Here is a 12947-nt window from a genome sequence, read left to right as displayed (position 1 = left end):
GGCGGTCGCGGCCTCCGCTCAGGTTCCGTCCACCCAGCGTGCGAAGAAGTCGCCCAGGTCGCGTCGGCTGGCGTGTTCCATCGCGCGGCGCAGATCGGTGCTGTCCACCGCCTGGCCGGCATGTCGCCGCGTGTACCGCCGCACGCCGCGCCAGAACGCATCCTCGCCCAGCTCCTGGCGTAGCAGATGCAGCACGTAGGCGCCCTTCTGGTAGACCACCGCGCGGTCGTCGGCGCCGGGGGCATCCCAGTCTGGAAACACCAGCGCACGATCCTTGCCTTCCGCGCGCAGGCGCTCGACACGCGCCTGCCAGCGCGCGACCTGGCGTGCGTAGGCCTGGCCACCGAAGCGGCGCTCGATCCAGGCTGCGGCCATGAAGTTGGCGAAGCCCTCGTTGAGCCAGAAGTGACGCCAGTCGCGGCATGTGACCAGGTTGCCCCACCACTGATGTGCGGCTTCGTGGGCGATCAGGGCGATGTTCGACGGGTCGGCAAGCACCCCCGCGCCGTAGGCCTCCGACAGCAGCGACAGGCCGGCCAGTTCCTGGCCGATGGTGCGTTCGACGAGCACCTGCGTGTAGGTTCCGCGCCAGGGCACACCGGCGCGTTCGCCGAAGAAGCGCAGCATGTCGCCGGTGCCGGCAACGATCGCTTGCAGCTCGGCCGGGCTGTGGTCCATGGACAGGGCGCGCAGGGCGATGCCGTCGACGACACTCTCGTGCGCGTTGTAGCGCCCGGCGGCAAAGCCGTAGACGTAGCTCGGCATCGGTGTGTCCAGCCGCCAGCGGTGCACGGTCGGGTCCGAGGACGGCATCGGCCGGCCGGTGCCTGCCGCGAGCAGTCCCGCCGGCAGGCGCACGCTGAGATCGAGCGTTGCCCGTTCGTCCGGTGCGTCGACCGTGGGCATCCACTGGCTGGTCGAAAAGACCGTGTAGACCTCGTCGCGTGCCGGGGCGAACTCCAGCCCGAAGCGGGGCCGGCCGTGATAGTCGATCCTGATCCTGCGCTGCTGCCCGCTGCGCAGCGGAGGCAGTGCGACGCGCAACCGGCCATCGACGTCGGTGTGGGAGAGCGCTGCACCTGAGCTGCCGACCCTGTCGATCCGCAGCGCGCCCACATCCAGCAGCAGCGCGTCGGCGCCGTCGGCGAGCGCCTTCACGGTGATGTCGACCCGTCCGGCGAGCGCGCGCCGCTGGATGTCGGGCGTCAGCTGCACGCTGTAGTGCAGGACATCCAGCGTGCGCGCCGGGACCGGTTGCGCAGCCGCGACGCCGGGCAGGATCCAGAGCAGCAGGGGCAGCAGGCGGGGCGCGGTCATCGCAGCGGGATCTCGAGCTGGGCACGGAAGGTGGCGCTTGCGCGGCGCAGACGCAGCAGCTCCAGGCTGCCACCCGCATCGACATGACGCTCTCCGCTCCCGATGTCGCGTGCGAGCAGGTTGCTGGCGCTCAGCCGCAACCGGGCGCGGTCGCCGGTGCGCCATAGCAGGTACAGATCGAGTTCGCGTGCCGTCGATGCCAGGTCGAACCGGGCAGCGGTGATCCGGGTCGTGCCGCCGCTGCGATGGCTGTAGCTGGCGCCACCGCTCCAGCGCGCATCGATGCGCCAGTCGGCAGCGACGGTCGCGCTGAAAGCGGTCTGGTCGGGCAGGTGGTTGTCGGGGCCGGGTACATCGTCGACCCGCGACCAGGCGCGGGTGGCATTGAAACGCAGGTCGATCGCCGGCGCATCGTCGAACAGCACCGACAGCGGCAGGCCGCCATCCACCTCCAGTCCCCACGCGGTGGCATCGCCGCCATTGACGGGCGTGGCCCACCAGCGCCCGTCATCCCCCTGGTGCAGGGCTGTGCGCACCACGCCCTCGATCCGGCGCAGATAGCCGCCCGCGTTGAGACGCAGGCCTTCGCCGCTACCGCGCTCCCATGCCAGGTCCACGCCAGTCGCAAGCTCCGGGCGCAGCGCTGGATTGCCGATCTCGTCCGGATTCGTCGGACGGTTGTTGGTGGTGGTGTACGGCCGGGGGATCAGCGACGCCAGCGATGGGGCCTTGAAACTCCTGCCCAGCGCCAGCCGGAACCGGTCGCCGTCGTCGCCGCCCGGCTTCCACAGCGACTGCAGCACCGGCGACAGCACCTGGTGCCGGTGATGGATGGCGGAGAAGCCGTTGCCGTCGCTGCGCGTCTCCAGCCGCTCGCCACGGGCGCCGAGGTACAGCGACCACGTCGGTCCGATCGCGATCTCGTCCTGCGCGTACAGTGCCAGGCGCCGCACCGATGCATCGAACTCCAGGTCGCTGCTGCTGTCTGGGGCCTGGCCGAAGAAGTGGATGGCCTGCAGGCGGGCGTCCCGACGCCGGTCCAGGCTGGCTTCCCAGCCCAATGCCAGTCCATGCCGCGTCCCCGCCTGCCGCGTGTATCGGCCGCTGCTGCCGACGCCATGCACCCGCAGCGCACTGTCGGTGCGTTCCTCCAGGCTGGGCTGGCCATCGACGTCGCGGCCGTACTCGCGGAACACATAGCGTTCGCGGTTGCCGCCGGCATGGACGCCGGCCTCGATCCCCGCACCGTCCTCCAGCTCCCGGATCCAGCGGGCGTTGCCCTGCAGCTGATCGACGTCGATGCCGGTGCGCTGCAGATAGGTGGCGTGCTGCAGCATCGGTCCGAGCAGCGTCCCCCAGGCGATATCGGTGCTGCGCCGGAAGCGGCTGATCTCGGCGTTGCCCTGCAGGCGCAGGGTGGTGACGTCGTCCAGCTGCAGGTCGAGGGTCGGTGCCAGCGACAGCGCCTGACGGCTGCCTTCCGCGCGCAGCCGTGACGTCCGCAGCACGTTCTGCACGCCGTCAGCGGTCGATCCGCGCTCCAGAGCCTGCTCCTCGACCAGGAATGCGCGCCTTGAGGCGGTCGCGACCAGCGCATCGCTGCGGTTGTCGTGCTGGCGGCTGTGCCGCCAGCTGGCCGACGGCAGCTGGCGCCCGTTGGAGGTGCCGGCAAGAACCAGTGTGAGCGCGTCGCCGTCCTGGCTGCGCCCGCCGGCGAGCACGATGTTGATCGTGCCGGCGATGGCGTCCCCGCGCTGGTCGGCGGTCGGTGCGCGCAGGATCTCGACACGTTCCACCATGTCGGGCGTCAGCGATTCGATGTCGAAACCGGCGGGCGGCTGGCGGCCGTCGACGAGGATCTGGGTGTAGCCGGAGCCCATGCCACGCAGCGCGATCGCGCCACTGCGCCCCGGTGCCGGCGTGCCGACGGTGATCCCGGGCAGCCGCTTCAGTGCATCGGTCAGCGTGGTGTCGCCATGCCTGCGCAACGCGTCCTGATCGAACACGATCCGTGAGGCGGTGTCGTCGCGCCGGGCATCATGGCGGGCGGCCTGGACCGACACTGCGTCCAGATCGATCGTGCCGGTGGTGCTCGCACGGCTCTCCACGGTCTGCGCCGTTGCTGGCGCGGTGGCGACCAGCAGGGCAAGGGCGAGGCGGCGCGGAACGGGAGGCATGGGCGTCATCGGGTGGCTCCGGAGCGGGGCGCAGGCAGCAGGCGGCCCTCCCGGAGCCGGGCTCGCTGTCGCCATGGGAAAGGGTGAAGCGGAGGCGCGGACCTACTGCAGCAGGCGTTCGGGATCCACGCGCTGGCCGTGGTGCAGGGCTTCCAGATGCAGGTGCGGTCCGGTCACCCGGCCACTGCGGCCGACCCGCGCGATCTGCTCGCCGGCCGCCACGCGCTGGCCGACGTCGACATCGATGCCGTCCAGATGGGCGTACAGCGTCTGCCAGCCATCGCCATGGTCGAGCACGACGACGGTGCCGTAGTCGGGACCATCCGGATAGCGCGTGGTGGCTGCGGTCACGATGCCCGCAGCCGGCGCGAGCACGGGTGTGCCGACGCGGGCGCCGAAGTCGGTCCCGTGGTGCGGGCGTGCGCGGACGCCGCCGGTATCGCCGAACCGGCCGGTGATGCGCAGCGTCCCTAGCGGCGCGTCCAGCCCGAACACCGCCGATGGCGCTGTGGCCACCGCCGCGGTCGTCGACGTGGAGGCCGCGTCGGCTGCGGTGGGGGGCGATGGTGCGGCGAGGGCCAGCTGCAGCAGCGACAGCGCGGCCAGCACCGGCAGCGTGCCGGCCAGCAGGCCGATGGCGGCCATGCGCGGCAGGGTGCGCCCGCCATCGCCGTGCAGCATGTGCTGGATCCGCAGCGCATGGCCGGCGAGGTCGCGGTGGTTGAGTGCACTGGCGGCTGCCGGCATCGCCGCATAGGCACGCAGCGTATGCAGGTAGGCGGTGGCCAGGCTGCGGCCGGTGGCATCGTCGACAGCCAGGGCCCAGGCGTCGCAGCGCAGTTCCGTCGCCAGCTGCACGCGCGTTCCGATCCGACGCAGCGGCGGATTGAACCAGAGCAGGATGCCGGCCAGCGTCATCAGCGCCGCGCGCTGCGGGTCGCGATGATGCAGGTGGGCGGCCTCGTGGCGGACGATCAGGTGCAGCTGGTCGTCGTCCAGCTGCTCCAGCATCCCGGCCGGGAGCACGATGGTCGCGCGCGGCCAGCGCACCGCGAACGGCGTCATCGCCCGTGCAGTGATGCGCAGGCCGATGCCAGCGGCGGTCAGTCGCGCGGCTTCCGTCGCGCTGCGCGCGCCGGGCCAGCGGCCGCGATCGACAGGTGCCGCGGCACGGACGATGGTCGCGACCACGCGGCTGCCGCGCAGATGGCGCAGCAACGCGATCCCGGCGCCGAGGGCGTAGAGCGACGCCAGCAGGGCGCTGGCCGGCAGGGGGGAGTCGAACGCCGCCGGCAGCATCGTGCCGATCACCTGCTGCGCATCTCCCGGATCGAGTGCGACCGGTAAAGGCAATGCGTCGGGCAAGGCCGCTGCGGAGTGCGGCCGCCACCACTGCAGCACGGCCGCCAGCAGCGGAGGCAGCGCCGCCAGCAGCCAGACCACGCGCCAGTAGCGGTCGTTGGCGTGCGACAGGCGCAGCCGCGCATGCAGCCAGTGGCCGATGGCGAGGGCAAGGCCTGCCACGCCGATGCTGGCCAGCGCATGCACGATCCAGAACATGGCCGGAGGCAGGCTCATGCGCGACCGTTCCGGTCGGCATCCTCGCGCAGCAGGGCTTCGAGCTGTTCGAGCTCCCCCTCGCCGAGCAGGCGGCTGTCGGTGAAGGCCTGCGCTGGCAGCGGGCCGTCGATCTCCAGCACGCGGCGGGCGAAATCCGCGCTCAGCGTGGCCAGCGTCTGTACCTTCCCGACCGCGGCGCGATAGACGTTGAGACCGTGTTCGCTGCCTTCGGCCACCAGACCCTTGTCGACCATCCGCTCCAGCGTCTTGCGGGTGGACGAGTACGACCACTGCAGTGCCGGTGCCACCGCGTCATGCAGCTCGCGCGCACTGCAGGTGCCGTGACGCCACAGGCACTTGAGCAGTTCCAGCTCGGCGTTCGAGGGAGTCGCAACTGCGGTCATGGCATGGCCTCGGTGACGTGTGTCGCGAGTGTGCGACATGTGTCGCATGCGGTGCAAGTGGTGCACGCATGACGCTGCGGCAGCCTCGAGGTGTAAGTCGGCGGTAAGGTTGCCGCGCTTAGCCTGCGTTTCCCCACGCGAACCCCGGATCCCCATGCGCCGCCTGTCCCTGCTCCTGCTGCTGGCTTCCCCCGCGCTGGCCTTCGCCCAGCAGACCACCGACCGCGTCGGCAGCAGCATCGAGCCGCGCGGCGACAGCTGGACCTTCGGCGTGGGCGCGGCGGTCCGCGACAGCCCGTATGCGGGCGAGGGCACCCGGATCCGGCCGTTCCCGCTGGTGGCCTGGCAGGGCGAGCGCTTCTTCTGGCAGGGCCTGACCGGCGGCATGCACGTGGTCAAGGGCGAGCGCTTCACCTTCGACGTGCTGCTGGCCGGCCGCTTCGACGGTGTCGACATCAAGGACCTGGGCCGGCGCGAACTGGCCGCCAACGGCATCGATGCGACCCTGCTGTCGGACCGTCACGACGCGGCCGACGCCGGTGTCGCCGCGACCTGGCGCGGTGCGGCCGGCAGCCTGCGCCTGCGTGCGCTGGCCGACATCACCGGCACCAGCGAGGGCTACGAACTCAGCGCCGACTACGGCTATCCGATCCAGGCCGGGCGCACCCGGCTGGTGCCGGGGGTCGGCGTGCGGCTGCTGTCGGAGGACATGGCCGACTACTACTACGGCACGCTGGACCGCGAGGTCGCGCGCGGCGTACGCGCCTACCGGCCCGGCGCGGTGCTGATCCCGCAGGCCAGCCTGGACGTGATGCGGCCGCTGTTCGGCGCCTGGACCGCGTTCGGCGCGCTGGAGTACCAGTTCCTGCCCGACGAGATCGCCGACAGCCCGTTGATCCAGGCCGATACCGATGGCGCCGCGCGCCTGATGATCGGCATCAGCCGCCGGTTCTGACCGGCAGCGTCCGGCCCCATGCATCGCATCGCCCTGGTCGAGGACCACGAGCGCCTGGTGTCGCTGATCCAGCGTGGGCTGGCGGCGGCCGGCATCGCGGTGGACGCGTTCGCGCGCGCCGAGCACGCCTGGGCCGCGCTCGAACGCGAGCCGTACGCGGCGCTGGTGGTCGATCGCGGCCTGCCCGACGGCGACGGGCTGGATCTGGTCCGGCGGCTGCGTACGGCCGGCAGCCGCATCCCCTGCCTGATGCTGACCGCGCGCGATGCGCTGCGCGACCGCGTGGACGGGCTCGAGGCCGGCGCCGACGACTACCTGGCCAAGCCCTTCGAGATGGAGGAACTGGTCGCCCGGGTGCGCGCGCTGATGCGGCGGCCGGCGCTGGTGCGCACGCTGCAGGTCGAGTACCTGGGCGTGCGCGTGGTGCCCGATGCCGGCTGCATGGTCTGCGGCGAGGACACCATCACCCTGGCCCCGGCCGAGCTGCAGATCCTGGTCTGCCTGCTGCAGGCGCAGGGCGGCACGGTGCGGCGCACCGCGCTGGAATCGGCCGCCTGGGGCCTGGGCACCGCGGTGACGCCGAACGCGCTGGACGTGGCCCTGCACCGGCTGCGACGCAAGCTGGCGGCAGTTGACGCCGGCATCGAACTGGTCAACGTGCGCGGCCACGGCTTCGCGGCGAGGGGCATCGATGCGGCCGCGTAGCCTCGCCGGCCGGCTGATGCTGGCGGCCTTCGTCGGCGTGCTGGCGGCCACGGTGGTGGCCATCGTCGTGCTGCGCACCTGGCGGCCTTCGCTGGAGACGATGCTGTGCACCGAGCTGGCCGATGCGCTCAAGGACCTCTCCCATGGCCTGCGCGTGGACGCCTCCGGCACGGCCACGGTGTGGCTCAAACCGCTGGAGACCAGCATGTACGACGCGATGCCCAACGACGCGGCATTCCTGGTGGTGGACGCGCAGGGCGCGGTGGTGGCGCGCAGCGACCACGGCCCGGCGCTGGAGGCGCTGGAACGGCTGGCGCCGGACGCGGACCGGTTCGAGGTCGTCAACCGCGGCCAGCCGATCGTGCTGCATGCACTGCGGCGCACCGTCGAGCGCGGTGGCGGCACCTACACGATCAGCGTGGCGCGCAGCGAGCGCCTGGTCATGGCGATGGACGAATTCGCCGGCAAGCTCTATGCGCGCGGCGGCGCGCGCACCGCGCTGATGGCGCTGGCGGTGTTCGCGCTGGTGGTATTCCTGATCGTGCGGCGCTCGCTGCGGCCGCTGCGCGAGGCCTCGCAGCAGGCCGCCAGGATCGGCCCGCGGCATCTGTCCACGCGGCTGCAGGTCGAGGGCCTGCCGACCGAACTGGTACCGCTGATCGAAGCCTTCAACAACGCGCTGGATCGGCTGGAGCAGGGCTACCGCGTGCAGCAGGAATTCCTGGCCACCGCCGCGCACGAACTGAAGACGCCGCTGGCGCTGCTGCGCGGCGAGATCGAACTGGGCGGCGCGGCGGATCGCGAGGTCCTGCTGCGCGACACCGCGCTGATGGCGCGCCAGGTCAACCAGCTGCTGCACCTGGCCGAGGCCAGCGAGGACCACAATTACCGCTTTGGCCCGGTGCCGATGCAGGCGGCGGCATTCGATGCGGTCGACTACCTGGCGCGGCTGGCGGCCCGGCGCGGCGTACGTCTGCGGGTGGAGGCCCAGGGCGCCGAGCGCACGCTCGAGGCCGACAGCGGCGCGCTGTTCATGCTGCTCAAGAACCTGCTGGAGAACGCGGTGCACCACGCGCCGGCGGGCAGCGAGGTGCTGCTGTGCGTCTCCCCGGCCGGTTTCGCCGTCGTCGATGCGGGCCCGGGCATCGACGAGGCCCGGCGCGCGCGGCTGTTCCAGCGTTTCAACCGCGGCGCCGATGGCAGGGGCGGCGGCGCCGGCCTCGGCCTGGCGATCTGCCGCGAGATCTGCCTGGCCCATGGCTGGCAGGTCGAACTGGACCAGACGCATGCCGGTCCCGGCACGCGTTTCGTCGTGGATATCCCCGACACCGGCCGCGAAGGAGGACCCCGGCGATGAGCAGCAGCGACACGACGGTGCAGGAGGAGACGATCTTCCGGATCGCCAGCTGGCTGGTCCCGCAGGCGCAGGCGGTGAGCGCCTGGTACGACGACGACGCGATCGACCGGCTCGGTGGCCTGACCGCACGCGAGCTGGTCGGGCACGGACGTGGCGGCGAGGTGGTCGATTTCCTGCTCGAGGCGCTGTCCTCGGAAATGCTGCAGGCGCGCGACTTCTGACAGGGCGTGGACGCGCAGCGGCTGCGCGATGGCGCAACCGGCACGCGCCTGCCGCGGTCCAGCGGCCGCAGGGACCGGCCTGCATCCCTCCGTCCGTGGGCCACACGTCCGCCGCCGGTGCAGGGAAGGTCGTCCGCCCCGGCCTCCTGTCCCGGCGTGCCGGGTCACGTTCCATGGAGAGAGCGATGTGGGCGGGTCGCCGGGGCCGACGTGCACGCACGCGTGGTGCGGGCGCTGGACCGTCCGCGCTGGAGCGGGCGGCGTGCCAGCCTGCGACCGCGCCACGTACCGCGGAAGGGGCCGCATCGCATCGGCACATGCGCAGCGCCCCTGTCCGCATGTCCCGACGCGCGCGCGTCCGCCGGGCCGCACGGCCGGCGACGGCGGGCTCAGCGCTGCGCCGGCACCCGCAGCACCGCGTCCAGCGCCGGCTTGGGCTGGTACTGGCGGTCGAACAGCAAGGGATAGTTGATGCGGCCCGGGATCGGGTAGTCGTTCTTCCACGACATCGTGTCGTGCACGCCCCACACGCTGACCCGCGAGATCACGTCGCGCTTGCGGTGGAACAGCGCGAACAGCTCGGCGTAGCGGTCGGCCAGGCGCTGCTGCACGTCGGCCGGCAGGCCGGCGCGGTACGGGTCGAGGAAGCGCTTGAACTCCGGCAGCTGGAACTGCGGATGGGTCATGCCCTGGCCGATGATCTGGCCTTCCTTCGTCAACGGAAGCACGTCGATGTCCAGCTCGGTGATCATCACCTTGACCCCGAGCGCGGCGTAGGCGTCGATCGCCGCCTCGATGTCGGCGATGGCCGGGTAGTCCAGGCCCCAGTGGCCCTGCATGCCGATGCCGTCGATGCGCACGCCGGCGGCCTGCAGCTGCTTGACCATGCGCACGATGCCGTCGCGCTTCTCCGGGCGCCAGGTGTTGAAATCGTTGTAGTACAGCTCGGTGTCCGGCGCGTAGCGGCTGGCGTAGGTGAAGGCCAGCCGCATCAGCTCGTCGCCGTCGCCGATGCCGCGCACCCAGGTGGTATCGCGGTACGTGCCGTCCTCGCCGATCTGCTCGTTGACCACGTCCCAGGCCTGGACCTTGCCGGCGTAGCGGCCGGCGACCACCTCGATGTAGGCGCGCAGCCGTTCGGCCAGCGCGTCCTTGTCGAGCGCATTGCCGGCGGCGTCCTGGAAGAACCACGCCGGGGTCTGGTTGTGCCAGACCAGGGTGTGCCCGATCAGGAACATGTCGTGCTTCTGGCCGAAGGCGACGAACGCATCGGCCGGGCCGAAGTTCCAGCTGTCCGGGGTGGGATGCAGTTCCTCCACCTTCATCACGTTCTCGGCGGTGAGCGCGTTGAAGTGGCGTGGCACCAGCGTCTGCGCGCGCGTGTCGCGGCCGGCGACGATGTCGTCGTTGACCGCGGTGCCGAGCAGGAAGGACTCCGCGTAGGCGTCCTTCAGCGTGGCCGGCGCCGTGTCGGCGGCGAAGGCGGGCAGCGCCAGGCTGGCCGCGACGGCGAGCAGCAGGGCGGCGGGACGGACGAGGGAACGACAGCGGCGCTGGTTCATGGGGCGGTTTCCTGCTGGAGCGTGAGAGTGGTGCTGGCGGCCCGCAGGCCGTCGCTGTCGGCATGGACGGTGATGGTGCCTGTCCTGCCGGGAAGGCCACGCACGATGGCCAGGGCCAGGCCGCTGAACAGGCGGCGTTCGTGCGAGGGGAAGGCGACCATGTCGGTCGGGTCGCCGTTGTCGGTGGCGACGATCTCGCCCGGGCCATCGATGCGGAAGCGCACCGGCATGGTGGCGGTCGGCACCGCGCGGCCTTCGGCGTCGCGCACGCGCACGGTGACGTAGGCCAGGTCGCGGCCGTCGCCGGCGATGCGGTCGCGGTCCACCTCGAGCGCCAGCTCGGTGGCCGCGCCGGTGGTGTGGACCTCGGCCTGCGCCCACGGCGTTCCGTCGCGCCAGGCCTGCACGCGCACGCTGCCGGGCTGGTAGACCACCTCGTCCCAGCGCAGCCGGTACTCGAACGGCGCCTTCTTCTTCCGGCCCTGGGACACGCCGTTGACGAACAGTTCGGCCTCGTCGCCGCTGGTGAACACGTGCACCGGCGTGACCTGGCCCTCGCGGCCGGGCCAGGTCCAGTGCGGCAGGATGTGGGCCATCGCCAGGTCCGGGCGCCAGCGCGCCTGGTACAGCCAGTAGCGGTCCTTGGGGAAGCCGGCCAGGTCGACGATGCCGGTGTAGGAACTGCGCGCGCTGTAGTACGGGGTCGGCTCGCCCAGATAGTCGAAGCCGGTCCAGACGAACTCGCCGGCGACGAACGGGTTGCGGTCCTGCGCGGCGAACACGGTGTCGGCGCTGGAGCCGAAATCCACCGCGTACAGCTCGTAGGCGCTGACCTGGGCGATGGCCTCGTCGTCGCCGCTGCCGGCGCGCACCGGTGCGCTGGTCTTGGCCGTCACCGGGAACAGGTAGACGCCGCGGCTGCTGACCGCCGACGCGGTTTCGCTGCCCATGATCGCCTTGTCCGGAAACGCGGCATGGAAGGCCGGGTACAGCGGCGGCGTGCGGATCCGGTCGGTCCCGTCGAACACCGGATCCTGGCGGATGCCCTCGCCCTGGTAGTTCAGGTTGACCACGTCGAACACCGCGCCGAACGGCATGTCCGGCTTGGCCCAGTTCATCGAAGCGGTGGTCGGTCGGGTCGGGTCTTCCTCGCGGACGATGGCGTGCAGGCGCCGGCCGATCGCCGCGCCTTCGGCACCGGTGTACTGCTCGCCGACCTCGTTGCCGACGCTCCACAGCACCACCGACGGATGATTGCGGTCGCGGCGCAGCATCGCGCGCAGGTCCTGCTCGTGCCAGTCGGGGAAGACCAGGTGGAAATCGAGCGGCGTCTTCTTCCGTTCCCAGGAATCGAACACCTCGTCGACCACCAGGAAGCCCATCCGGTCGGTCAGTTCCAGCAGCTGCGGATCGGGCGGGTTGTGCGCCATGCGGATCGCGTTGGCGCCCATCTCGCGCAGGATCTCGAGCTGCCGCTCGGCCGCACGCCGGTTGAACGCCGCCCCCAGCGCGCCGAGGTCGTGGTGGTTGTTGACGCCCTGGATGACGATGCGCTCGCCGTTGACGTACAGGCCGTCGCCGGCGAAGCGCAGGCTGCGGATGCCGAACGTGGTCTCGTAGCGGTCGATCACCTTGCCGTCGCGGCGGACCGTGGTCACCGCGACATGGCGGTGCGGGGTCTGGGTCGGCGGCGGGCCCCACAGCCGCGGGTTGGCGATGGCGACGCTGCCGATGCTGCTGGCGCTGGCGTTCGCCTCGATCCGCAGCGTGGCCGGCGCGATGCGGGCGATGGCGCCGCCGTCCGGGCGCCCGCGCGCATCCAGCGCATGGATCGTGGTGGCGACCTGCACCTCGACCGGCGCATCGCCGGTGTTGTCCACGCGCACCGCCAACTGCACGGTGGCGTGTTCGGCCGAGACCTCCGGCGTGGTCACGAAGGTGCCCCAGTGAGCGACGTGCACGGGGCCGGTGCGGGTCAGCCAGACGTTGCGGTACATACCGCCGCCCGGGTACCAGCGTGCCGACTCGGGCGGGTTGTCCAGGCGGATCGCCAGCTGGTTGCGGCCTTCGACCAGGTACGGGCTGAGGTCCAGCCGCCAGCTGTTGTAGCCGTACGGCCAGCCGCCGACCAGGCGGCCGTTGAGCCAGACCGCGCTGTAGGACATCGCACCGTCGATGTCGAGGTAATGCGGCTGGCCGAGGTCGGACGCGTCGATGTCCAGCGTGCGCCGGTACCAGCCGACGCCCCAGCTGGGCAGCCGGCCCATGCCGCCGTACGGGCCGTCGACGATGAAGGGGCCGGCGATGGCCCAGTCGTGCGGCACCTCGACGGCCTGCCAGCCGCTGTCGTCGAACCCGGCCTGCACGAAGGGGTGGTCGCTGCCGGGATCGCCGTCGGGGCGGGTGGGGCGGCGTGAAGGATCGGCGATGAAGGCGTTGCCGCTGGGCAGGATCCACGGTTTGAGCAGCTGCCGTTCGCCGGCGTCGAGCCGCGCCGCTTCGGTCGGGCGTGCGTCGGCATCCTTGCCATCGACATGGCCGCCGCTCTCCGGACGCACGTCGTAGTCCAGCGGGGCCAGCCCTTCCGGCTCGCCCTGGTGGAAACGCCAGCCGGTATCGAGCAGCACGCGCTCGCGTGGCGGGGTGCCCGGATCGGTGCCGGCGCGGCCGGTGCTGCAGGCGGCGACGC

At 71.7% G+C, this 12947-nt stretch carries 10 protein-coding genes; 4 read left to right on the top strand and 6 right to left on the bottom strand.

From position 1 onward, the window contains the following. Positions 1 to 18 precede the first annotated feature (18 nt). From IB242_RS13735 to IB242_RS13720, 4 genes are all read right to left on the bottom strand, one after another. Positions 19 to 1317: a M1 family metallopeptidase gene (locus IB242_RS13735; RefSeq protein WP_192280284.1), complete on the bottom strand. Its 1299-nt coding sequence runs from the start codon at positions 1315 to 1317 to the stop codon at positions 19 to 21. Continuing rightward, entirely contained in the window at positions 1314 to 3494 is a 2181-nt protein-coding gene (locus tag IB242_RS13730) for a TonB-dependent receptor (protein WP_192280282.1), read from the bottom strand. The genes IB242_RS13735 and IB242_RS13730 overlap by 4 nt, the downstream gene beginning before the upstream one ends. A 102-nt stretch (positions 3495 to 3596) precedes the next feature. Continuing rightward, the gene (locus IB242_RS13725) at positions 3597 to 5072 is read right to left on the bottom strand and encodes a M23/M56 family metallopeptidase (RefSeq protein ID WP_192280279.1); all 1476 of its coding nucleotides are present in this window, start codon (positions 5070 to 5072) and stop codon (positions 3597 to 3599) included. Then, positions 5069 to 5458 carry a BlaI/MecI/CopY family transcriptional regulator gene (locus IB242_RS13720; RefSeq protein ID WP_192280278.1) on the bottom strand — a complete coding sequence of 130 codons (390 nt, stop codon included), beginning with the start codon at positions 5456 to 5458 and terminating at the stop codon, positions 5069 to 5071. The genes IB242_RS13725 and IB242_RS13720 overlap by 4 nt, the downstream gene beginning before the upstream one ends. Positions 5459 to 5612: 154 nt before the next feature. Between IB242_RS13720 and IB242_RS13715 the strand changes: the two genes are divergently transcribed. Genes IB242_RS13715 through IB242_RS13700 form a run of 4 tightly spaced genes read left to right on the top strand, consistent with a single transcriptional unit; the run spans position 5613 to position 8696 of the window. Continuing rightward, positions 5613 to 6413 (top strand): MipA/OmpV family protein, encoded by an 801-nt coding sequence (locus tag IB242_RS13715; protein WP_225540573.1) that lies wholly within the window; start codon positions 5613 to 5615, stop codon positions 6411 to 6413. 18 nt (positions 6414 to 6431) lie between these two features. Further along, the gene (locus tag IB242_RS13710; protein WP_192280277.1) at positions 6432 to 7118 is read left to right on the top strand and encodes a response regulator transcription factor; all 687 of its coding nucleotides are present in this window, start codon (positions 6432 to 6434) and stop codon (positions 7116 to 7118) included. Next, complete coding sequence (locus tag IB242_RS13705) at positions 7105 to 8475, top strand: ATP-binding protein (RefSeq protein WP_192280276.1); 1371 nt, start codon at positions 7105 to 7107, stop codon at positions 8473 to 8475. The genes IB242_RS13710 and IB242_RS13705 overlap by 14 nt, the downstream gene beginning before the upstream one ends. Continuing rightward, entirely contained in the window at positions 8472 to 8696 is a 225-nt protein-coding gene (locus IB242_RS13700; protein WP_192280275.1) for a hypothetical protein, read from the top strand. The genes IB242_RS13705 and IB242_RS13700 overlap by 4 nt, the downstream gene beginning before the upstream one ends. Positions 8697 to 9085: 389 nt before the next feature. Here the strand turns inward: IB242_RS13700 and IB242_RS13695 are convergent, their stop codons facing one another. Together IB242_RS13695 and galB are read right to left on the bottom strand one after the other, a co-directional pair. Further along, positions 9086 to 10258, bottom strand: a complete 1173-nt coding sequence (locus IB242_RS13695) for an endo-1,4-beta-xylanase (protein WP_192280274.1) — start codon at positions 10256 to 10258, stop codon at positions 9086 to 9088. Continuing rightward, entirely contained in the window at positions 10255 to 12885 is a 2631-nt protein-coding gene (gene galB / locus IB242_RS13690; protein ID WP_192280624.1) for a beta-galactosidase GalB, read from the bottom strand. The genes IB242_RS13695 and galB overlap by 4 nt, the downstream gene beginning before the upstream one ends. Between the last annotated feature and the right edge of the window lie 62 nt (positions 12886 to 12947).

This window comes from Xanthomonas sp. XNM01, from assembly GCF_014851915.1.
Lineage (GTDB): Bacteria > Pseudomonadota > Gammaproteobacteria > Xanthomonadales > Xanthomonadaceae > Pseudoxanthomonas.
Note: the sequence above shows the minus strand (reverse complement) of the source record. Positions and strands in the feature narration are given on the sequence as shown.

Excerpts from the sequence above, each read along its gene's own strand:
- IB242_RS13735 (WP_192280284.1), bottom strand. The coding sequence starts at position 1,317 with ATGACCGCGCCCCGCCTGCTGCCCCTGCTGCTCTGGATCCTGCCCGGC.
- IB242_RS13730 (WP_192280282.1), bottom strand. The coding sequence starts at position 3,494 with ATGCCTCCCGTTCCGCGCCGCCTCGCCCTTGCCCTGCTGGTCGCCACC.
- IB242_RS13725 (WP_192280279.1), bottom strand. The coding sequence starts at position 5,072 with ATGAGCCTGCCTCCGGCCATGTTCTGGATCGTGCATGCGCTGGCCAGC.
- IB242_RS13720 (WP_192280278.1), bottom strand. The coding sequence starts at position 5,458 with ATGACCGCAGTTGCGACTCCCTCGAACGCCGAGCTGGAACTGCTCAAG.
- IB242_RS13715 (WP_225540573.1), top strand. The coding sequence starts at position 5,613 with ATGCGCCGCCTGTCCCTGCTCCTGCTGCTGGCTTCCCCCGCGCTGGCC.
- IB242_RS13710 (WP_192280277.1), top strand. The coding sequence starts at position 6,432 with ATGCATCGCATCGCCCTGGTCGAGGACCACGAGCGCCTGGTGTCGCTG.
- IB242_RS13705 (WP_192280276.1), top strand. The coding sequence starts at position 7,105 with ATGCGGCCGCGTAGCCTCGCCGGCCGGCTGATGCTGGCGGCCTTCGTC.
- IB242_RS13700 (WP_192280275.1), top strand. The coding sequence starts at position 8,472 with ATGAGCAGCAGCGACACGACGGTGCAGGAGGAGACGATCTTCCGGATC.
- IB242_RS13695 (WP_192280274.1), bottom strand. The coding sequence starts at position 10,258 with ATGAACCAGCGCCGCTGTCGTTCCCTCGTCCGTCCCGCCGCCCTGCTG.